The organism is Porphyrobacter sp. LM 6 (genome assembly GCF_001720465.1).
In the GTDB taxonomy this organism is placed as follows: Bacteria; Pseudomonadota; Alphaproteobacteria; order Sphingomonadales; family Sphingomonadaceae; genus Erythrobacter.
Genome location: NZ_CP017113.1, coordinates 1,485,375 through 1,503,504 on the forward strand (window position 1 = coordinate 1,485,375; position 18,130 = coordinate 1,503,504).

Annotated in this window: 18 protein-coding genes; 3 read left to right on the forward strand and 15 right to left on the reverse strand. The window is 65.3% G+C overall.

What is annotated here, in order from left to right:
- Positions 1-31 precede the first annotated feature (31 nt).
- Positions 32-1,855, reverse strand: a complete 1,824-nt coding sequence (locus BG023_RS06975) for a DUF885 domain-containing protein (protein ID WP_069309821.1) — start codon at positions 1,853-1,855, stop codon at positions 32-34.
- Between the two features lie 99 nt (positions 1,856-1,954).
- Positions 1,955-3,484, reverse strand: coding sequence for a carotenoid oxygenase family protein (locus BG023_RS06980; protein ID WP_069309822.1), 1,530 nt, complete (start codon positions 3,482-3,484; stop codon positions 1,955-1,957).
- Positions 3,485-3,633: 149 nt separating this feature from the next.
- Here BG023_RS06980 and BG023_RS06985 point away from each other — a divergent pair, with 149 nt between their 5' ends.
- Positions 3,634-4,449, forward strand: a complete 816-nt coding sequence (locus BG023_RS06985; protein WP_069309823.1) for a universal stress protein — start codon at positions 3,634-3,636, stop codon at positions 4,447-4,449.
- A gap of 106 nt (positions 4,450-4,555) precedes the next feature.
- On the opposite strand, the gene BG023_RS06990 is transcribed toward BG023_RS06985, so the two are convergent.
- The 8 genes from BG023_RS06990 to hisG all read right to left on the reverse strand — a co-directional run bounded on the left by BG023_RS06990 (position 4,556) and on the right by hisG (position 13,283).
- A complete protein-coding gene (locus tag BG023_RS06990; protein WP_069309824.1) occupies positions 4,556-5,482 on the reverse strand; it encodes an acyl-CoA thioesterase in 927 nt (308 codons plus the stop codon).
- Positions 5,483-5,504: 22 nt separating this feature from the next.
- Complete coding sequence (locus tag BG023_RS06995) at positions 5,505-6,386, reverse strand: cupin-like domain-containing protein (protein WP_069309825.1); 882 nt, start codon at positions 6,384-6,386, stop codon at positions 5,505-5,507.
- On the reverse strand, positions 6,383-7,522 hold the full coding sequence (locus tag BG023_RS07000) for a GNAT family N-acetyltransferase (protein ID WP_233992949.1): 1,140 nt from the start codon (positions 7,520-7,522) through the stop codon (positions 6,383-6,385). The genes BG023_RS06995 and BG023_RS07000 overlap by 4 nt, the downstream gene beginning before the upstream one ends.
- A gap of 188 nt (positions 7,523-7,710) precedes the next feature.
- Positions 7,711-9,804, reverse strand: a complete 2,094-nt coding sequence (locus BG023_RS07005) for a sodium-translocating pyrophosphatase (protein WP_069309826.1) — start codon at positions 9,802-9,804, stop codon at positions 7,711-7,713.
- A gap of 169 nt (positions 9,805-9,973) precedes the next feature.
- Positions 9,974-10,831, reverse strand: coding sequence for a thiamine-phosphate kinase (thiL, locus tag BG023_RS07010; RefSeq protein ID WP_069309827.1), 858 nt, complete (start codon positions 10,829-10,831; stop codon positions 9,974-9,976).
- 15 nt (positions 10,832-10,846) lie between these two features.
- Positions 10,847-11,317, reverse strand: coding sequence for a transcription antitermination factor NusB (gene nusB / locus BG023_RS07015; RefSeq protein ID WP_069309828.1), 471 nt, complete (start codon positions 11,315-11,317; stop codon positions 10,847-10,849).
- Positions 11,314-12,609, reverse strand: a complete 1,296-nt coding sequence (gene hisD / locus BG023_RS07020) for a histidinol dehydrogenase (protein ID WP_069309829.1) — start codon at positions 12,607-12,609, stop codon at positions 11,314-11,316. Before hisD ends, nusB begins: the two co-directional genes overlap by 4 nt.
- Positions 12,606-13,283: an ATP phosphoribosyltransferase gene (gene hisG / locus BG023_RS07025; RefSeq protein ID WP_069309830.1), complete on the reverse strand. Its 678-nt coding sequence runs from the start codon at positions 13,281-13,283 to the stop codon at positions 12,606-12,608. The genes hisD and hisG overlap by 4 nt, the downstream gene beginning before the upstream one ends.
- 39 nt (positions 13,284-13,322) lie before the next feature.
- Between hisG and BG023_RS07030 the strand changes: the two genes are divergently transcribed.
- Positions 13,323-14,417, forward strand: a complete 1,095-nt coding sequence (locus tag BG023_RS07030; RefSeq protein WP_335673826.1) for a DUF2332 domain-containing protein — start codon at positions 13,323-13,325, stop codon at positions 14,415-14,417.
- Here BG023_RS07030 and BG023_RS07035 read toward each other — a convergent pair.
- The 5 genes from BG023_RS07035 to BG023_RS07055 are packed head-to-tail and all read right to left on the reverse strand — an operon-like array spanning position 14,414 to position 17,453.
- Positions 14,414-15,310: an alpha/beta fold hydrolase gene (locus BG023_RS07035; RefSeq protein ID WP_083234595.1), complete on the reverse strand. Its 897-nt coding sequence runs from the start codon at positions 15,308-15,310 to the stop codon at positions 14,414-14,416. The genes BG023_RS07030 and BG023_RS07035 overlap by 4 nt on opposite strands.
- Positions 15,307-16,116 carry an SDR family NAD(P)-dependent oxidoreductase gene (locus BG023_RS07040; RefSeq protein ID WP_069309832.1) on the reverse strand — a complete coding sequence of 270 codons (810 nt, stop codon included), beginning with the start codon at positions 16,114-16,116 and terminating at the stop codon, positions 15,307-15,309. The genes BG023_RS07035 and BG023_RS07040 overlap by 4 nt, the downstream gene beginning before the upstream one ends.
- A gap of 52 nt (positions 16,117-16,168) precedes the next feature.
- Positions 16,169-16,624 (reverse strand): NUDIX hydrolase, encoded by a 456-nt coding sequence (locus tag BG023_RS07045; protein WP_069309833.1) that lies wholly within the window; start codon positions 16,622-16,624, stop codon positions 16,169-16,171.
- On the reverse strand, positions 16,621-17,184 hold the full coding sequence (locus BG023_RS07050; RefSeq protein ID WP_150122813.1) for a hypothetical protein: 564 nt from the start codon (positions 17,182-17,184) through the stop codon (positions 16,621-16,623). The genes BG023_RS07045 and BG023_RS07050 overlap by 4 nt, the downstream gene beginning before the upstream one ends.
- A gap of 2 nt (positions 17,185-17,186) precedes the next feature.
- The gene (locus BG023_RS07055) at positions 17,187-17,453 is read right to left on the reverse strand and encodes a BolA family protein (protein WP_069309835.1); all 267 of its coding nucleotides are present in this window, start codon (positions 17,451-17,453) and stop codon (positions 17,187-17,189) included.
- 79 nt (positions 17,454-17,532) lie between these two features.
- Here BG023_RS07055 and BG023_RS07060 point away from each other — a divergent pair, with 79 nt between their 5' ends.
- The gene (locus BG023_RS07060; RefSeq protein ID WP_069309836.1) at positions 17,533-18,126 is read left to right on the forward strand and encodes a DnaJ domain-containing protein; all 594 of its coding nucleotides are present in this window, start codon (positions 17,533-17,535) and stop codon (positions 18,124-18,126) included.
- The last annotated feature ends 4 nt before the right edge of the window (positions 18,127-18,130 follow it).

Below are 18,130 nucleotides of genomic sequence, written 5' to 3' on the forward strand. Positions count from 1 at the left end.
TGAAGGACGGCGATCCGTCCTTCGTGGGGTGTCAGCGGCTCTTCTGGCTGGCGATCCACCGGTCCATCTTGGCCTCAAGCACTGCCAGCGGCAGGCCGCCGGTGTTGAGAATCTGTTCGTGGAACGCCTTGATGTCGAACTTCTTGCCGAGCGCGGTTTCGGACCGCTTGCGCAGCTCCTGGATCTTGAGCGCGCCGATCTTGTAGGCCAGTGCCTGCGACGGGATCGCGATATAGCGGTCGACTTCGGCCACCACTTCGGTGCGGGTCATGCCCGAATTGTTCATCATGAAGTCGATCGCCTGATCGCGGGTCCAGCCTTTGGCGTGGATGCCGGTATCGACCACCAGTCGCATTGCGCGCAGCTGTTCGTCCTGCAGGGTGCCGTAGCGGTTCCAAGGATCCTTGTAGAAGCCCATCTCGTAGCCGAGCGTTTCGGCATAAAGCGCCCAGCCTTCGACATAGGCGGTCGTCCCGCCATAGCGCATGAACGCGGGCAGGGCCTCGTTCTCTTGCGCCAGACTGATCTGGAAGTGGTGCCCCGGCGCGCCTTCGTGGAGATAGAGCGTGACATTGCCCGGCGTCAGGCGGCTGGGCAGGTCATAGGCGTTGAAATAGAACACCCCGGGCCGTGACCCGTCGGGCGAACCCGACTGGTAGGAGCCACCGGCTTCGAACTTCTCGACCGAGGGGTCATAGGGGCGGATTTCCAGCGGCGACTTGGGCAGCAGCGAGAAATAATCGCCGATCTTGGCGTCCACCTCGCGGCCGATGCGGTAGTAGTCCTGCGTCAGCCCGTCGCGGGTCTTGGGCTGGAACTTCGGATCGGTGCGGACATAGTCGAAGAACTCGGTCAGCGTGCCCTTGAACCGCACTTCCTTCTTGAGCTTTTCGAGGTCCGATTTGATCCGCGCCACTTCGCTCAGGCCGAGCTGGTGGATCGTCTCGGGATCGAGCGGCAGCGTGGTCGATTCCTCGACCATCATTGCGTAAAGCGCAGCGCCGCCCTTCATCTGCGACAGGCCGATGCTTTCGCGCGCGACCGGCAGGTATTCGTCACGCAGGAAATCGCGCAAGCGGGTGTTGGCGGCGTAGATGTCGCGGGTCTTGGCTTCGTAGGCCGCAGTCAGGCGTGACTTGTCGGCATCGGAGAAATCCGCCGGGAATTCCTTGACCGGTCCCATGAACTGCGAATCCGCAATCGGCAGGTTGATCTGGGTGTCGAGCTGGGTGACGACGATGCCGATGCTCAGCTTGGTCTCGACAACGCCGCTCGCCATGCCTTCGCGGAAGCGGCCGATCGCCCGGTCGACGAAGGTGATGTAGTCATCGTGCCGCTTGAGGTTGTCCTCGTAATTGGCGAGCGTCTTGAAGGGTGCCACGCCCTTGCCGCTGGCGAAGTTGGGGTAGAAGGTGTGAAGGCCGAAGAAGTGGTTGAGCGGGCGCACTTCGGTCAGCGCGCGGATCTCGTCGCTCGCACCCTTGAGCGCCTGTTCCTCGGAATACTTGAACACATCATAAGCCAGCTGATCGGTTTCGGACAGCTTGGCGCGGTCGATCTGGGCCAGCAGCGCGAGGTTCAGCTGGGTGTCGGTGCGCGCCGCGAGGAAGGAGGAATCGGTCAGCAGATCGCCAAGGCGGTCGGCATCCTTGTCGTCCCCGCGGAACAGGCGGCTGAGCGGGCTGAGCGCAAGTTCGCGCGCATCGGCATCATCGAACAGGGCGAAGAGCTTGTCATGCTCTGACTGGATGGCCGGTGCGGTCACCGCCTCGTCTGCCTTGTGGTGATCGGCAAACGCCGGCGATGCGAGGAACAGCAGCGCGCTCGACGCGGCAAGAGCAAGACGAAGTTTCATGGCAACAGCCCCCGGCTAGAATAAGTCGCGGGGGCTAGGCTGCGGGTTGGGCGGGCGCAAGCGCGGCGGCGACGAGCGACGCAGGCGCTTCGACGGGTGTCATGTGGCTGCGGCAAACCGCCTTGCATGAAACGCCGCATCGGCCCGTAGCTGATCGTTTTCGACCCACACCGAATGGGTGCCGGAACAGATCTTGTGCGGCAGCGCGAGGCGGCAAATCGGACCCTTGGTGACGTCGGACGCATCGAGGATTGCGCATTCCGATGTGCCGGTGTTCTCGTCGATGAGGAAGGTCACGAGGTAGCCGGAGTCTTCGCGGAGTTCTTGTTCCCCTACCGCTCCGCTACTTGAGGCGGGTTTGCGCGGGATCATCGGGCTTTCGCTGGCGTACACACCTTCGGGCAGGCGGTAGACCTGTTCCTCGCCCGTCTGGGTATCGTGGCGGACGTAGCCGTTGAACAGGAACCAGCCGGGCCGGCTGGTGGTCGACCAGACGTAGCGGCTCTTGTGCATGGCGAAACGCGGATTGATCATGCCGAATTCGACAATCCGGTCGCTGAGGCGCTCCTCGCGGCTCTCGCCGGTCTTGAGGTTGAAGCGCCAGCGGTGCAGGCGGCTCTGGAAGGAGTGCTCGTCGACATAGGCCATCATGTGGCTGTAGCGGCCCATCTCCTCGAGCGGATCGGGCATGGGCTTGGACTGGTGGTAGCCTTCAAGGATCACCTCGTCGCCTTCCTCCCATGCGTTGGTCCAGTGCAGCACATAGGTCGGCTCGGCCTCGAACCAGCGGATGTCCTGAGCGCTGCCATGGCGCGGGATCAGCGCAAAACGGGTAGGCACGCCCGGATGGAGCCGCGCGGCGTGGATGTTGCGTTCGAGCAGTTCGCCATCCCAGAACAGCGGCATGTCGTTCAGGATCGACCAGTTCTTGGTGATCGCCATGTCATGCGGCAGGCGCGGTCCCGGCAGCGGCACAGGGACGTAGTGCACCAGCCGCCCTTCGCGGTCGACTACGCCGTAATGCATGAAAGGTGCGTGCTTGGAGTAGTTGAAGAACATCAGCTCGCCGGTGTCCTCGTCGACCTTTGGGTGGGCCGAGATGCCGTCGAGCGGCACCCACGGCGCCTTGCCGCGGCTGCCGAGCGTCACCGGATCGAGCATCCACGCCTCGCCGCACTGGTAGAGCGTGGCATAGGCGGTGCCGGCATGGACGATGATATCGGTCGATCCGGTGTCCTTGAGTCCGCCATGCGCGCCGAAGCCCGGGCGTTTGGATGTGCCCCACGGGTCCATAAGCCCGCCCCACAGCGATTGGCCTGCGATCTGCTCGGCCTCGAAGCAGTGGGTGCGCACGAAGCGGTTGCGATAGCTCGCCTTGCCGCCCGAAATATTGACCTGATGAATCATCGCGTCGCCATCGAAGGGATGATGGCGGCCGAGCGGCTGGTGCACCTGGTTTTCGGTGTTGCGAAGATAGATGCCGTCAATGTCGGCCGGAATTTCGCCTGCGATCACCGGCAGCTCGGCCACATCCACTTCCTCATGGAGCGGGGTCCACGGGCCCGTCAGATAGGGGTGGTTCGATGGTTCCAGTGACGTCCTGACCGGCGGATGGCGCGTGATCTGCATGAGTCCCTCTCCCTCCGGTCAAGACTAGCAAGGGGCGGCGCGCTGGCAAGCTGGTATGATGTACGCCTCGCTTTGCTCGAATTTGATCCCGATCAAGGACGGCGGCCCGGGCGAGGCCGATACATGGGGCCACCATTGGGAGACATGCCATGAAATCGATCCTGCTTCACGTCGATCACGACCGCGGCTTCAAAGCGCGGTTGCAGGTGGCGCTTGATATTGCCCGGGCCAACAACGGCCACATCACCTGCCTGCAAGCTGTCAGCTATGCCGTCTTCGCGCCCGGCGATATCTACGGCTCGGCGATGGCTGCCGCGATCCCCGTGATCAAGGAAAACGCCGAGAACCTGCGCGCCGAGATCGAAACCGAACTCGAGCACGAGGGCGTGTCGTGGGACTGGCGGTTTGTCTACGGGATGGCCGCGCAGCGCTTGCTCGAATATTCGCCGCTGGCCGATATCGTGATTGTCGGTCCCGCCGCGAGCGGCGAGAGCGAGCATGGGCCCTCGGCGCTGGTCGGCGATCTGGTGCTCAAATCGCGGGCGCCGGTGCTGGTGGTGCCGGCTGAAGCCACCGGGTTCGATGTGAGCGCGCCGGCGCTGATCGCCTGGAACGGCTCGTCCGAGGCGTGCCATGCGGTGCGCGGCGCCGTTCCGCTGCTGGCATGTTCGTGCAAGGTGACGCTCGCCAGTATCGCCGAGGAGCAGGACAAGCCCCGCTTCGACCTGCCTTCGACCGAAGGCGCGCGTTATCTCAGCCGCCACGGGATCGCCTGCGAGCTGGTCGAAATCCCGCGCGGCGAAGCGAAGATCGCGGACACGCTCGTATCAGCGGCGCAGGTGCGCGATTGCGGGCTGATGGTGATGGGTGCGTTCGGGCATACACGCCTGACCGAGTTGCTGTTCGGCGGGGTGACACGGCAGATGCTGACCGAGCCGCCCTTGCCGATCCTGCTGGCGCACTAGCTTTTTGCGCCCTCAGACGCCGGGCGGCGGACGTCCGTCCGCCTTGGCTTTCGCGCCATAAGGCGCGGCGGCCATTCGGCCTTGCGGCGCTGTGCGCCGAGGGATTTCAATTTCGCAGCACCCGCTTGCGCATCATGCCTTCCTGCGCGACGCTGGCGACCAATTCGCCCGCGAGGTTGAAGATCCGTCCACGGTTGAAGCCGCGCCCGCCGCCGCTCCACGGAGCGTCGGTCGCATAGAGCAGCCATTCGTCCGCGCGCGCATCACGGTGGAACCAGATTGCGTGATCGAGGCTCGCGCCGACCAGCTCGTTGCGCATCCAGCTCAAACCATGCGGCAAAGCGCTGGTGCCGAGCAGGGTGTAGTCGCTGGCATAGGTGATGATCGCACGGTGCAGCTCGGGCGTATCGTCCGCGCCGGTGATCGGGGCGGCGACGCGGAACCAGGTATGCGCGCGCGGCTCACGCGGCTCGCGGCTCATCCAGTGGAGGCGATCGATGGTGCGCATCTCGATCGGGCGCGGGCGCAGCATCATGCGGCGCTGCTGCTCGCTCAACTTGTCGCCCCACTGCTCGGCGATCTCGCGGCGCAGCTCCATGTCTGGGCGCAGGTCATCGGGCCGTGCGACATCGGGCATCGGGGAATCGATGTGTTCCAGCCCCTCTTCGGGCTGCTGAAAGCTGGCGGTGAGGTTGAGGATCGGAACCGGCGTGCCGTCTTCACCCTCCTGGCTTGCGACCACGCGGCGGTTGGCGAAGCTGCGCCCGTCAAAGTCGCGTTCGATGCGGTATTCGATCGGTGCGCCCTCGCGCCCGCCGCGCAGGAAATAGGCGTGAAGCGAGTGCGCGCGCTTGCCGTCGGTCACGCTCGCCTGTGCTGCCTGAAGCCCCTGCGCGAGCACCTGGCCGCCAAACACGCGTCCGATCCCGTCGGCCTGCGGCGGGCCGGCAAAGACATCGGCAGCGCGCTTTTCGACGGTGAGAAGGCGGATGAGGCCTGCAACGAGTTCGGCATTGGTGGGCGTGTCAGTCATGGCAGGAGGCCATGCGGCGGGTTTACGCCTTGGTCAATCCCAGCTTGCGCAGCAGCCGGAAGGCATAGGCCTTCGCGAAATTCTCCGTCGGCCAGCGACCCGGTGCCTTGGGCTTATAGCCTCGTGCGCGCAGAATCGCGTTGAATGCCCGCGCATCGCTTTCGCGGTAGCTCCACTCGCTGCGCCAGGTGATCGACAGCGAAACGGAGGGAGCAGGCCCGTTCTGCACGAAATGCGGCGCCATGACGGGCACGAACAGCGCCTCGCCCGGGCCGATTGGGAAAGGCTTGCCGTGCGCGAGAAAGCCCTCGTCCCAGCGCAATTCGCGCGGGCCGCCGGTATGGTAGGCCTCGTGCGCTTCATCCGGCACAAAGCGGGTGTCGCTCGCCGGAAACTGGGTCATCACCTTGCTCCCGCGGATCTGGAGCAGGATGTTGTGTTCGGGATCGAAGTGGAACGGCGTGACCGAATTGGGGCTGGAGACGAAGATGAATCCCTGCGGGGTCAGCATCGCGCCGGTCGCTGCTTCGATCTCGGGCCGAATTTCCTCGAGCAGGCCGAGCAGCAGCGCCTCGTAGGCGGGAACCTGTTCGATGTTCTTCAGAACCGCCCAGCTTTGCGCCTCGGCGACCTTGCGGATGGTCTCCCCGATGGTGAGGCCATTGGATGCAGGCTTGCCGTCCACACCGATCGGCAGATCGCCGCGATTGTACTCGACGCTGGTGACGGGCAGCCGCTCCGCCAGATCGGCCAGCGCTTCAAGCTCGAGCAGCGGGTGGCTGGTGAGATTGTGGGAAAGGATATGCGGCGTTTCGGGATAGTTGGCGGCGAACCGCGCGCGGGCGGGCGCATCCCAGACGGCGGAAGCGGGCGTGGAATCGGCAAAGCGGGCGGGGGCGTTCATGACTGTGTCCTCGGGCGGGTTTCGTAGGCCATCAACAGGCGGAATAATGCCCGCCGCGCAGAGCCGCCGATGGCGATGTTGCAGCTCACCATCCGGCGCTTTTCGCGCCACAGGCGTTCGATCATCGGGTGTCCTTCGACCGCGCAGCTATCGGCCCACGTGATGTCGGGGCGATCGAGCAGGGCGAGATTTTCCAGTTGCAGCAGCATGCCGGGAGAGAACCGTGCAAAGCTCTCGTCGTAGGCGGTCTTGAAGCTGTAGGCCCCGGGCGGCGTGATGAAGTTGACCAGCATCGCGATGGCCCGACCATCCAGCCGCAGCGCCAGCCGTTCGAGCCGGCCAGCAGCGGCAGCCTGTGCCAGCGTCGCGGCAAAGAACCTGCGCGTTCCCGGAGCACTGGCGAGCGCCGAGCCGGCTTCGCCCTTCCACCCGGCGGCTTCGAGCGCGAGGAATTCGTCCGTCCAGCCGGCCAGATCCTCGTTACCTGCCAGACGTTCGAAGGTCAGCGCGCCTTCTTCGGCAAGGCGGGCGTGCTGGCGGCGCAGTTCCTTGCGTTTCTTCGCGCTCATCGCCTCGGCAAGATAGGCTTCCGCAGTGCCTCCCCCCGCAAGCAGCGCCCGGCTGTGCTCTGCGGCGGCGTAATGCGGACGACCACTGGCGGCGAGGACTTTGGTCAGCGCAGCAAAGGCCGGGCCATCGGCGGGCATGAGCGGCAGATGCAGAAACAGGGCGCGGCGGGTCGTCCGGTCGAAATGGCTGAGCAATGCCTGCCAGAACGGCTCTTCATGTCCCGCAGCGATCAGCGGCACCCCGCAGAAAGCGTTGGCATGCAGCCAGCCTGCGGCATGGGGCGCACGGTGGTCGTAATAATCGGCACTGCGCAATGTGGGCAGCAGCCCGCGCAGCCTGCCCGCGTGATACCAGGCCTTGATCACGACCTTCTCGGCCATGTTGCCCAGACGCAGCGAGGGGATCAGGAACCACGGTTCGTAGAACGGATTGGGCTCGCACGCGCGGTGCGCCAGCTGTTGCCAAGCGGTGATGAATTCGGGCTGTTCGATATCGGCAAGGGTCAGCAGAGCGATGCGATCGCCGTCGCCGCGCGCGCGGGTGCGAAAGCTGTTCGCACTGGCCATGTCCATCGCCGTTAACCCCTGTGCCCCGCGTAACCGCGCGGGTTCGGGGAGCCTGATGCCACACGGCTGTTAACAAAGCCTCAGCAGGCTCGGGGGCTGTCCGGCAGCGAGACAGGGGTGCGGGCAAAGAAAAACCCCGCCGGAATTGCTCCCGGCGGGGTTTAGGGTTTCAGATCAAATGATGCGGATCAGGCCGCGCCCGCCGCCAGCGCCGCGAGCAGCAGCAGCGCGACGATGTTGGTGATCTTGATCATCGGGTTCACGGCCGGACCGGCGGTATCCTTGTAGGGATCGCCGACCGTATCGCCGGTCACCGCAGCCTTGTGGGCTTCCGAGCCCTTGCCGCCGTGGTTGCCGTCTTCGATGTACTTCTTGGCGTTGTCCCATGCGCCGCCACCCGAGGTCATCGAGAGCGCGACGAACAGACCGCCGACGATCACGCCCAGCAGCAGCGCACCAAGCGCGGCAAAACCGTTCGCCTGACCCGCGACCGCAGTGATGACGAAGTAGACCACGATCGGGGCAAGCACCGGCAACAGCGAGGGGATGATCATCTCCTTGATAGCCGCCTTGGTCACCAGGTCGACCGTGCGGGCATAGTCCGGCTTGGTCTCGTAGGTCATGATGCCCGGGTTCTTGGCGAACTGGTCGCGCACGTCGGTCACCACTTCGCCCGCCGCGCGGCCCACTGCCGTCATGCCCATCGCGCCGAACAGGTACGGCAGCAACGCGCCGAGCAGCAGCCCGACGATGACGTAGGGGTTTTCGAGGCTGAAATCGACGGTCACACCTTCGAACAGCTCGCGCAGGTCGGCGGTGTAGGTCGCAAACAGCACCAGCGCGGCAAGACCGGCCGAACCGATGGCATAGCCCTTGGTCACGGCCTTGGTGGTGTTGCCCACGGCGTCAAGCGCATCGGTCTTTTCGCGCACCGAGTCATCGAGGCCGGCCATTTCGGCAATGCCGCCGGCGTTGTCGGTAACCGGGCCATAGGCGTCGAGCGCCACGACCATGCCCGCGAGCGCCAGCATGGCGGTTGCGGCATAGGCGATGCCCATCAGGCCTGCCAGCTGGTAGGCGATGATGATGCCCGCGCAGATCACCAGCGTGGGGAGCGCGGTGGCTTCCATGCTGATGGCGAGACCCTGGATCACGTTGGTGCCGTGGCCCGTTTCCGAAGCCTTGGCGATCGAGCGGACAGGACGGTAGTTGGTGCCGGTGTAATACTCGGTGATCCAGATGATCAGGCCGGTGATGACCAGACCGAGGAAGCCGCAATAGAACAGGGTGCGACCGTTGAAGGCCTGACCGGCAATGGCGGTTTCCATGTCGCCCAGCGCGAAGCTAGTGGCAAACCAGATCGCCGGCACCGACAGCACGGCGGTGACAAGGAAGCCCTTGTACATCGCGCCCATGATGTTGTTGCTGCCACCCAGACGGACGAAATAGGTGCCGATTATCGAGGTGACGATGCAGACGCCGCCGATCAGTAGCGGCAGCGCCATCAGCGCAGCGAGGTTTTCGGCGCCCTTCATCAGGAGGGCGGTGAGCACCATGGTGGCACCGACGGTGACCACATAGGTTTCGAACAGGTCGGCAGCCATGCCGGCGCAGTCGCCGACGTTATCGCCAACGTTGTCCGCGATCACGGCCGGGTTGCGTGGGTCATCCTCGGGGATGCCCGCTTCGACCTTGCCGACAAGGTCGGCGCCGACGTCTGCTGCCTTGGTGAAGATCCCGCCGCCGAGACGTGCGAAGATCGAAACCAGCGAGGCACCGAGCGCGAGGGCCGAGAGGCCGATAACCACCGGGCGGCTATCCGGCGCAAGGCCGGCAGGACCGGTGAGGTACCAGAAGAAAACTGCGATCGCGAGGAGCGCGAGGCCCGCCACCAGCATGCCGGTGATGGCGCCAGCGCGGAAGGCGAGGGTCAGGCCCTGCTGGAGACCGACCTGCGCGGCTGCTGCCGTGCGGACGTTTGAACGCACCGACACGTTCATGCCGATGAACCCGGCCACGCCCGAAAGCACCGCGCCGATCGCGAAGCCGATCGCCGGGATCCCGCCGAGCGTGATCGCCACGATCACCGCAACGATCACGCCAACAATGGCGATCGCGGTGTATTGGCGCTTGAGGTAAGCTTGCGCGCCTTCCTGAATGGCGGCGGCGATTTCCTGCATCTTGGCATTGCCGGCATCCGCGCCGAGCACCTGCCGGCTGGTGACGAAGCCATAGATAATGGCAAGCACCCCCAGCCCAATCGAAATGAGCAATAAATCCACGAGTAATCCCCTCTCGTCTTATGGTTTTCCCGCAGGGAAAGCTGCGCCGTGAACGATCCCCGCGGCGCAAGGCGCACAGTCATACGGCCTCGGCAAGGGCTGGCAAGCCTTCCTGCCGCCTGAAAGCGCGGTTTTGCGCGGGTTTCAGCAGTTTTGGCAGGTATGACCGCTAGCCGTGCTGATAGCCCAGCGTATCGGGGCTGATCAGCGGGGTCACGCCCAGCACCAGCGGTGCGATCCCGCTGGATTGCACCATGCCGATGCGCGTGGCGGGGCAGGGCAGCGCGACATCGGGCGCCGCGGTGAACAGCAGCTCGTAATCATCGCCCCAGCGGATGCAGTCATCCCGCCGCGCCGGATCGGCAACCGGGATCGCCTCGGCATCGATCACGAAGGTCACGCGGTTGAGGTGCGCCATCCGCCAGCAATCGAGCAGCAGCCCGTCCGAAACATCCATCATCGCGCTGACCAGCGGTGCAAGCGCGATACCTTCGGCAAGGCGCGGCTCTGGGCGGTTGAAGGCAGCGCGGTGTTCGCTCACGCCCTCGAAGCCGAGCATCGCGCGTCCGATCGTTCCGGTGACATAGACCTCATCGCCCTCCTGCGCGCCGCGACGGGCTGGCACCGGATGGTGGGTGGCGCGGCCAAACACGGTCATGGCAAAGGTGCTGGCCCCCGTCGCTGCGACAGTATCGCCGCCCATCAGGGAGATGTCATAGGTCTCGAGCGCCTCACGCAGGCCCTTCAGGAACCGCGCATCATCGCGCCCGAGCGAATGGCCGAGCAGCACCCCGATCGGTTCCGCGCCTTTGGCGGCGAGGTCGGAAAGATTGGTGGCCACCAGCTTCCACGCCACATCCGCCATGTCGGCATCGGGCAGGAAGTGGGTGTCTTCCGCCATCATCTCGTGGTTGATCACCAGCGTTTCACCGCCGATCGTGATCAGCGCGCAATCATCATCCAGATTGCGCGCCCCGGGATGTAGCGGCAGCGCCCGCAGCGCGGACATGAATTCGGCTTCGTTCATGGGCATGAACGCGTGTTAGCCCGGCCGCGCGTCCTTGGCCACGGCGTCGAGGATTCCGTTCACGAACTTGGCCTGGCCATCGTCGAAGAAGGCCTTGGCGACATCGACATATTCGCTGATCGCCACCGCGACCGGCACATCGGCGCGGGCGAGCAGTTCGTAGGTGCCGGCGCGCAGCACTTGCAGCATCGCCTTGTCGAGCCGGGCGAGGCTCCAGCCACCGGCGAGCTTGCCGGAAACCAGCGTGTCGATCTCGTCACGGCGGGCATCGACGCCGCGCACGATGTCGTCGAAAAACGGCACTTCGGCCTCGGCATATTCGGTATCGCCGAAGGCATCGTCATCGATCGCGCGGCCGAGACGGTGCTGGTGGAATTCGTCGAGCAGCCGCGCCATCGCGGTGCCCTCCATGTGCTGCTGATACAGCGCTTGCACGGCGGCGAGACGCGCAGCCGAACGGGCTTTGGAACGGGCGGGAGTGGTCATTTGATCCTCAATTCGACCGATCGAGCGTGCGCGGGCAGGCCCTCGGCATGGGCCAGCGTGGCGGCAGCGGGGCCGATCGCGGCGAAGGAGGCCTCGTCGAGGCCTAGGAAGCTGGTGCGCTTCATGAAATCGAGCACCGAAAGCCCGCTCGAAAAGCGCGCGCGGCGGCCGGTGGGCAGCACGTGGTTCGGCCCGGCGACATAGTCGCCGACCGCCTCGGGTGTCATCCGGCCGAGGAAGATGCTCCCCGCGTGACGTATCGCCTTGAGATAGGGCTCGGGATCGTCAACCGCGATCTCGACGTGCTCGGCGGCCAGCCGGTTGGCAAGCGCCGGGGCTTCGGCGAGCAGGTCGTTGACGACGACGATGACGCCGTGCGCTTCCCAGCTCGCCCGCGCAGTTTTGGCGGTGGTAAGCTGGCCGATCTGGAGATCGATGCAGTCTTCGACCTGCCGGGCGAAACCGGCATCATCGGTGATCAGGATCGATTGCGAAGTCGGATCATGCTCGGCCTGGCTGAGAAGATCGGCGGCGATCCAGTCGGGATCGTTCTTGGCATCGGCGATCACAAGGATCTCCGAAGGCCCGGCCACCATGTCGATACCGACCACGCCGAACAGCTGGCGCTTGGCTTCGGCGACCCAGGCATTGCCCGGGCCGGTGATGACATCGACCGGGCGGATGCGCTGCGTGCCATAGGCGAGCGCACCCACAGCCTGCGCGCCGCCGACGCGCCAGATCTCGTCCACGCCTGCAATATGCGCGGCCGCGAGCACCAGCGGGTTCGATTGGCCCTTGGGTGTCGGCGTGACGACGACCAGCCGCTCGACCCCCGCGACGCGCGCAGGGATAGCGTTCATCAGCAGCGAGGAGGGATAGGCCGCACGGCCGCCCGGCACATACAGGCCCGCCGCATCGACCGGCCGCCAGATCGCCCCCAGCCGCACGCCGGCAGCGTCGGTGTAGTCGCGGTTCTGCGGCAGCTGCGCCTCGTGATAGGCGCGGATGCGCGCGGCGGCGAGTTCCAGCGCGTCGCGCAGGTCGGGCGCGAGCTCGTTGTAGGCCTGTTCGCAGCGCTCGCGCGTGATCATCCAGTCGGCATCGTCGGCAAGGGCATAGCCATCGAAGCGCTGGGTGAATTCGGCCAGCGCGGCGTCGCCGCGTCCCTTCACGGCCTGAAGAATGCTCGATACCTGGCCCGCGACATCGCTGTCGGCCTCGCGCCGGGCATCGACGATGCGCGCGAATTTCTGCGCGAAATCGGGCTGGAGCGTGGACAGGATCGGGGTCATGCGGCCAGCCTTTCCGCTTCGCGGCGGAACGCATCGACGAGCGCGGCGACCCGGGGGTCGGTCTTGAGCGCGGTGCGGTTGACGATCAGGCGGGCAGAAATCTCGAGGATCGTGGCCGTTTCGACCAGCCCGTTTTCCTTGAGCGTCTTGCCGGTCGAAACGAGGTCGACGATCTGGCGCGCAAGGCCGAGCGAGGGGGCAAGCTCCATCGCACCGTTGAGCTTCACGCATTCGGCCTGCACCCCGGCAGCCTCGAAATGGCGGCGGGTGAGGTTCGGATACTTGGTGGCGACGCGCAGGTGGCTCGCGCCTTGCGGTTCTTCCCCGCCGTCCACCAGACGGGCGACCGACAGGCGGCACAGGCCGATGCCGAGATCGACCGGCGCGTAAAGATCGGCGTAGTCGAATTCCTCGATCACATCGGAGCCGACGATGCCGACTTGCGCTGCGCCGTGGGCGACGAAGGTCGCCACATCGAAGGCGCGCACGCGGATCAGGCGCATATCGGGGCGCGTGCAGGCGAAGGACAGCGCACGGCTCTTGGGATTGTGGAATTCCGCTTCGGGCTCCACCCCGGCGCGCGCCATCACCGGGAGCGCCTCGTCGAGGATGCGCCCCTTGGGTACAGCAAAGGTCAGCTGTCCGGGATTGTCGTGAGTACCGCTTATGGTCATGATTGCCCGCGCACTTAGGGGCCACGGGCGGAAAGGGCAATGGAAATGGCGGCTGGCGAGGCGGGAATCATGGCCTTGGAAGACTTCAACGCCGCGCTCGAATGGCAGGCGCGCCACGCCGAGGAAAACGGAGCGCCCGCTACCGCCCGGGTGATCCGCGCGTTGGCCGGGGTGCGGATGAGCAACACTGCCACAGGCGCACGGATCGCCAACTGGCCCGGATTGACGCTGAAAGATGCCATGCCGTTGCGGATAGCAGGGGGCTTTCATCACTTGTTGCTGACGGGCGCCGACACCCGGCTGGCGCAGGTCTATACGGGGGCAATCACCGATCAGGCGCAGGTAGATGCGCTGGTGCTCGACCTGACCGAGCGGTTCGACGCGCAGTTGCTACCCTGGCTCGACGGGCCTCCGCAGACCAACGAGGCAGGTCGGGCCGCCAGCATCATGGCCGGGCTGGTGTGGCTGGCGCAGCGGGTAAAGATGCCGCGCTTCGATCTGTTCGAACTGGGGGCGAGCGCGGGCGTCAACACCATGCTCGATCGCTATTTCTTCCGGCTTGGCGAAACCGAAGTCGGGCCAAGGGGCTCGCCGATGCGGATCATCCCCGAATGGCGCGGCGCATCGCCGCCGGCGCCGCCTTCCGGCTTTGCGATCACGGCGGTGAAAGGCTGCGATATCGCACCGATCGATCTGGCGGATGCGGCCAGTGCGTTGCGGCTCAAGGCCTATGTCTGGCCCGATGCAGGCGAGCGGCTCACGCGGATCGATGCGGCGATTGCTCTGGCGGGCCTTCAGCCACCCGATCTGGTCGCCGCCGATGCGGGCGATTTCGCTGTCGATATGCTCGCACGGCCGCCGCAGCCGGGCGGCGCGCGGGTGATGTTCCATTCGATCATGTGGCAATACCTCCCCGCCGCAACGCAAGCGCGGATCACAGCCGCGTTCGAGGCCGCGGGCGAGCAGGCAACGCCTGATGCCCCGATCGGCTGGGTCGCACTTGAGACAGACCCCGCGACCTTCCGGCACGAATTGAAGGTTAGACTGTGGGATGGCGCCGTGCATCATGGCGAAGAGCATCTGTTGTCCCACGCCCATCCGCATGGTGCGTGGGTGGAGTGGCTGGCAGGCTAGCCCGCGAGGAACGCCTCCATCGCCGCGTTGACCGCATCGGGCGCTTCCCACGGTACGAAGTGGCCGCAATCTGGCACGCGCACGATGGTGAGCGGATCGATGATGTCCTCCAGCCCTTCGAGGTTTTCTGGGGGCAGGGCGAGGTCGTCGAGCGCCCAGATCACCAGTGTCGGGATCGTCAGCTTGGGCAGCTGCGGCGGCGTGTAGCCGGCGGGGATTTCAAAGGGCGCGTCCATCGTCGGCACGTCGATCGGGCTGGCGCGGTAGTAGTTGAGCATCCCGAAGGCGGCATCGCGGTTCTGCCAGTCGAGCAGCAGCTGGTCACGTTCCTCGGGCTCCATTGCGCTGGGCCGATCCCACTTCACTTCCTTCAGGAGGAGGGCGGTGAGCCCGTGCTCCTTGACCAGCGCGTCGTTGGCGGGATCGCGGAAGCCGCGGATATACTGGCTTGCCTCGCGCTGGCCGGGATGGGTGTAGAGCAGCTTCTGGAAGATCGCCGGGTGCGGCGCGTTGGCGATGATGGCCTTGTTCACCCGTGCGTGCTGCCCGCCGATTGCCACGCCCCAGGCGATCGCGCCGCCCCAGTCGTGACCGACGATGGTGAAGCTGCCGATCGCCAGCGCGTCGGCCAGCAGGAAGATGTCGCCGATCAGCTTGTCGGGCGTGTAGGCGCTGACTTCCTGCGGCTTCGACGAGCCGCGATAGCCGCGCTGGTCGGGCGCGATGCAGCGGTAACGGTCGGAGAAATGCGCGATCTGGTGCCGCCACGTGCGGTGGCTTTCGGGAAAGCCGTGGAGGAAGATCAGCACCGGCGCATCCGTCGGACCTTCGTCGACGAAGTTGAGGGAGATGCCGTTGGGCAGCTGAACCCGCTTGAGGTCGAAGCTCATCATTCGTGCTCCAGCTTGTCCATGTAACCGTTCGCGACCATCGCCGCGACCGAATCGAACAGCGAATCCGGGGTGCGGCGCAGTTCGCCCATGCCCGCTTCCATGCCTTGCGCGACGATGATTTCGCGCGTGCCGGAAGCGATTCCGTCGAGCATGGTGCGCGCCGCCTCGTCCGCCGGAATGCCGTTGTCGATCGCCTTGTCGGAGCGGTCGCGCCGGACGCCTGCGCCGGTCAGCGCATTGCGCGAGACATTGGTGGCGACGGATCCCGGATAGATGGTGTGGACGGTAACGCCGGTCTGCGACAGCTCCGCCCGAAGCGCATCGGCATAGCCCGCAAGGCCGAACTTGGCTGCACAATAGGCGGTGCGCAGCGGCACGCCGACCTTGCCCGCGATCGATGAGATGAACCCGAGCGCGCCCGATCCGCGCTCTGTCATGTGGTGGATCAGCCCTTGCGTGAAGGCGATCTGCGCGAGGAGGTCGATGGCGATGATGTCGCGGTAGACCTGCATGTCGGTGTTGAGCGCGCGGCTGCGCTGCGAGATACCGGCATTGGCGAAAGCGATATCGACATGGCCCTTCCAGGCAATGGCCTTGGCGGTCGCGTCAGCCAGAGCGGCCTCGTCACGCACGTCGAAAGCGAGGATGAGGGTTTCGCCACAATCGGCGGCCACTTCGGCCAGCCGCGCCGAATCCCGGCCCGAGAGGATCACGTGAGCGCCGCGCGCCGCCAGTTCGCGCGCCAGCGCCGCGCCGATGCCCGATGATGCGCCCGTGATCCAGGCGACCTTGCCAGCATAGTCCATGTCTCTCTCCCGTTTGGGCAAGAGGACTAGCGAGCGTGTGCGGCAAGGGCAATCAGGTTGCTGTTTGGGACCGGATCATGTCGGCAAGTTCCACCGGGAACACCGCCTCGTGCCAGCCTTCCAGCTCTTCGAGCGTGAACCAGCGGTGCTGCGTCATCAGCGCCTGCTCGAGCGCGGTGTGGCGGCTGGTGTCGATCCGCGCCTCGTCCACGCGGACGAGGAAGAAGCGTTCGTCGGCCTGCACCGGCTCGCCCTCGACTGTGATGAACTCCGGCGTCATCCGCGCGATCTGCGGCCCCGGATCGGCGATGATGCCGGTTTCTTCCAGGAGTTCGCGCCGGGCGGCATCCTCGAAGCTTTCGCCGGGTTCGCATTCACCCCCGGCCGTCACCCAGAACGGAGCGCGCCCCGGCACGTCATAGCGGAACATCAGTGCGCGCAGATCGGGGTCGATCACGATCAGCCGCGCTGCACGGCGCAGGCGCAGGGCGGGGTTGAGGGTGGTCATCTGGCAGCTTTCAAACGGCGACGACGGAACACCAACACGTAGGCGCACGCCAACAGTCCGAGCCCCAGCATGGCAATTGCCGCAGTTTGCCACGGTGATGCCAGATAATCCTCAAGGCTAGTGGGAAGGCTGTGTTCGCCGGTTGCGGGTACATATTCTTCAAACCATTCGCCGCGCCAATAACAAAGGCGGTAGTAACGGAGTGCGTCCTTCGACAGTCTGGTTTCCTCGCCAAGTGCGCAGGTCTCTTGCGGCGACGCGATGCTTATGGCGCCAGAAAGCTTCCAATCATTGCGAACTCGCCCCCAACGTTGCGGGCCGATCCACTGGAGTGCCATTGGATCGACACGATCTTGCAGTTCGGCGACGGTCGGGAAGCGACCGGTATTTCCCTCGAACGCACTGGCTTTTTCGCCGAGCAACCTCATGTCGGCGAGGATTACACGGCTGTTCTCTAGCGAGTCCCGGTAGAAGTCGGGATTCTGTGACATCCAAGCGCCAAATAGAAAGAAAAGCGCTGCCGATAGGAACAAAAGGCTTCCAAGAATGCGTAGTACCATCCTCACGCCCCCGGCACGCTCGCCTTGATCGCCACCGCGTGAACCCGCTGGCCGACGATGTCGCCGAGCGCCGCGATCACGGCGCGCTGGCGGGCAAGGCGGTTCATCGGAGCGAAGGCGGCAGCTTCGATTTCCACTGTGAAGTGCGATTCGCCCGAACCATCGTCGCCCATGTGGCCCGAATGCTTGGCGCTATCGTTGATGATCGCAAGGCGGGTCGGCGCGAAGGCCGCCGTCAGCAGATCACGCATTTCCTCGGCGACGGACATCGGGTCTTTCCTTCTTTGCAAGCGATCAAGGGCAGATCGGGCTTGGAACTTGGGAGCCCAATCGCCATTCTCAAGGCCAATGCCTTCACCACGATTCCATGGCCGCGTCGAGAGCGAAGGGCGCCGATGCGAGGCGCCGGCCTGCCGCGAGGCGGGCGAATTCCGCGCGCCGGGCCGGATGCCGCACGGGTTTGACGGGCCGGGCGAATGGCGCTGGTTCTGCCTTGAGCACGTGCGCGAATTCAACGCCGGCTATGACTGGTTCGAAGGGATGAGCGCCGAGGAAATCCTGTTCGCGCAGTCGCCGATTGCCGGTTGGCAGACCGAAAGCCGCACTTTCCGGCCGACCGCCGGCATCCACGATACGCCGCGCTGGGCCGACTATGCCGATCCGCTCGATGCCATTTCGGCCCGTGCCCGCGGCATCAAATCGCGCGCCGAACGCGAGGCGCGCAATGCCATGTCCGGCCGCTTCAGCCGTGAGGAAGCGCAGGCGCTCGAGGTGATGGGGCTCGGCTCCGACACGGACCGCACGCGACTGCGGCGCCGCTATTCCGAACTTGTCCGCCGTTATCACCCCGATCGCAACGGCGGGGATCGGCGGCATGAGGCGCAGTTGACAGCCGTGGTCGATGCCTATCAGCTGCTCCGAAAGAGCGCGGTGCTGGCCTGAATCC

Excerpts from the sequence above, each read along its gene's own strand:
- BG023_RS06975 (WP_069309821.1), bottom strand. The coding sequence starts at position 1,855 with ATGAAACTTCGTCTTGCTCTTGCCGCGTCGAGCGCGCTGCTGTTCCTC.
- BG023_RS06980 (WP_069309822.1), bottom strand. The coding sequence starts at position 3,484 with ATGCAGATCACGCGCCATCCGCCGGTCAGGACGTCACTGGAACCATCG.
- BG023_RS06985 (WP_069309823.1), top strand. The coding sequence starts at position 3,634 with ATGAAATCGATCCTGCTTCACGTCGATCACGACCGCGGCTTCAAAGCG.
- BG023_RS06990 (WP_069309824.1), bottom strand. The coding sequence starts at position 5,482 with ATGACTGACACGCCCACCAATGCCGAACTCGTTGCAGGCCTCATCCGC.
- BG023_RS06995 (WP_069309825.1), bottom strand. The coding sequence starts at position 6,386 with ATGAACGCCCCCGCCCGCTTTGCCGATTCCACGCCCGCTTCCGCCGTC.
- BG023_RS07000 (WP_233992949.1), bottom strand. The coding sequence starts at position 7,522 with ATGGCCAGTGCGAACAGCTTTCGCACCCGCGCGCGCGGCGACGGCGAT.
- thiL (WP_069309827.1), bottom strand. The coding sequence starts at position 10,831 with ATGAACGAAGCCGAATTCATGTCCGCGCTGCGGGCGCTGCCGCTACAT.
- nusB (WP_069309828.1), bottom strand. The coding sequence starts at position 11,317 with ATGACCACTCCCGCCCGTTCCAAAGCCCGTTCGGCTGCGCGTCTCGCC.
- hisD (WP_069309829.1), bottom strand. The coding sequence starts at position 12,609 with ATGACCCCGATCCTGTCCACGCTCCAGCCCGATTTCGCGCAGAAATTC.
- hisG (WP_069309830.1), bottom strand. The coding sequence starts at position 13,283 with ATGACCATAAGCGGTACTCACGACAATCCCGGACAGCTGACCTTTGCT.
- BG023_RS07030 (WP_335673826.1), top strand. The coding sequence starts at position 13,323 with ATGGAAATGGCGGCTGGCGAGGCGGGAATCATGGCCTTGGAAGACTTC.
- BG023_RS07035 (WP_083234595.1), bottom strand. The coding sequence starts at position 15,310 with ATGATGAGCTTCGACCTCAAGCGGGTTCAGCTGCCCAACGGCATCTCC.
- BG023_RS07040 (WP_069309832.1), bottom strand. The coding sequence starts at position 16,116 with ATGGACTATGCTGGCAAGGTCGCCTGGATCACGGGCGCATCATCGGGC.
- BG023_RS07045 (WP_069309833.1), bottom strand. The coding sequence starts at position 16,624 with ATGACCACCCTCAACCCCGCCCTGCGCCTGCGCCGTGCAGCGCGGCTG.
- BG023_RS07050 (WP_150122813.1), bottom strand. The coding sequence starts at position 17,184 with ATGGTACTACGCATTCTTGGAAGCCTTTTGTTCCTATCGGCAGCGCTT.
- BG023_RS07055 (WP_069309835.1), bottom strand. The coding sequence starts at position 17,453 with ATGTCCGTCGCCGAGGAAATGCGTGATCTGCTGACGGCGGCCTTCGCG.
- BG023_RS07060 (WP_069309836.1), top strand. The coding sequence starts at position 17,533 with ATGCCTTCACCACGATTCCATGGCCGCGTCGAGAGCGAAGGGCGCCGA.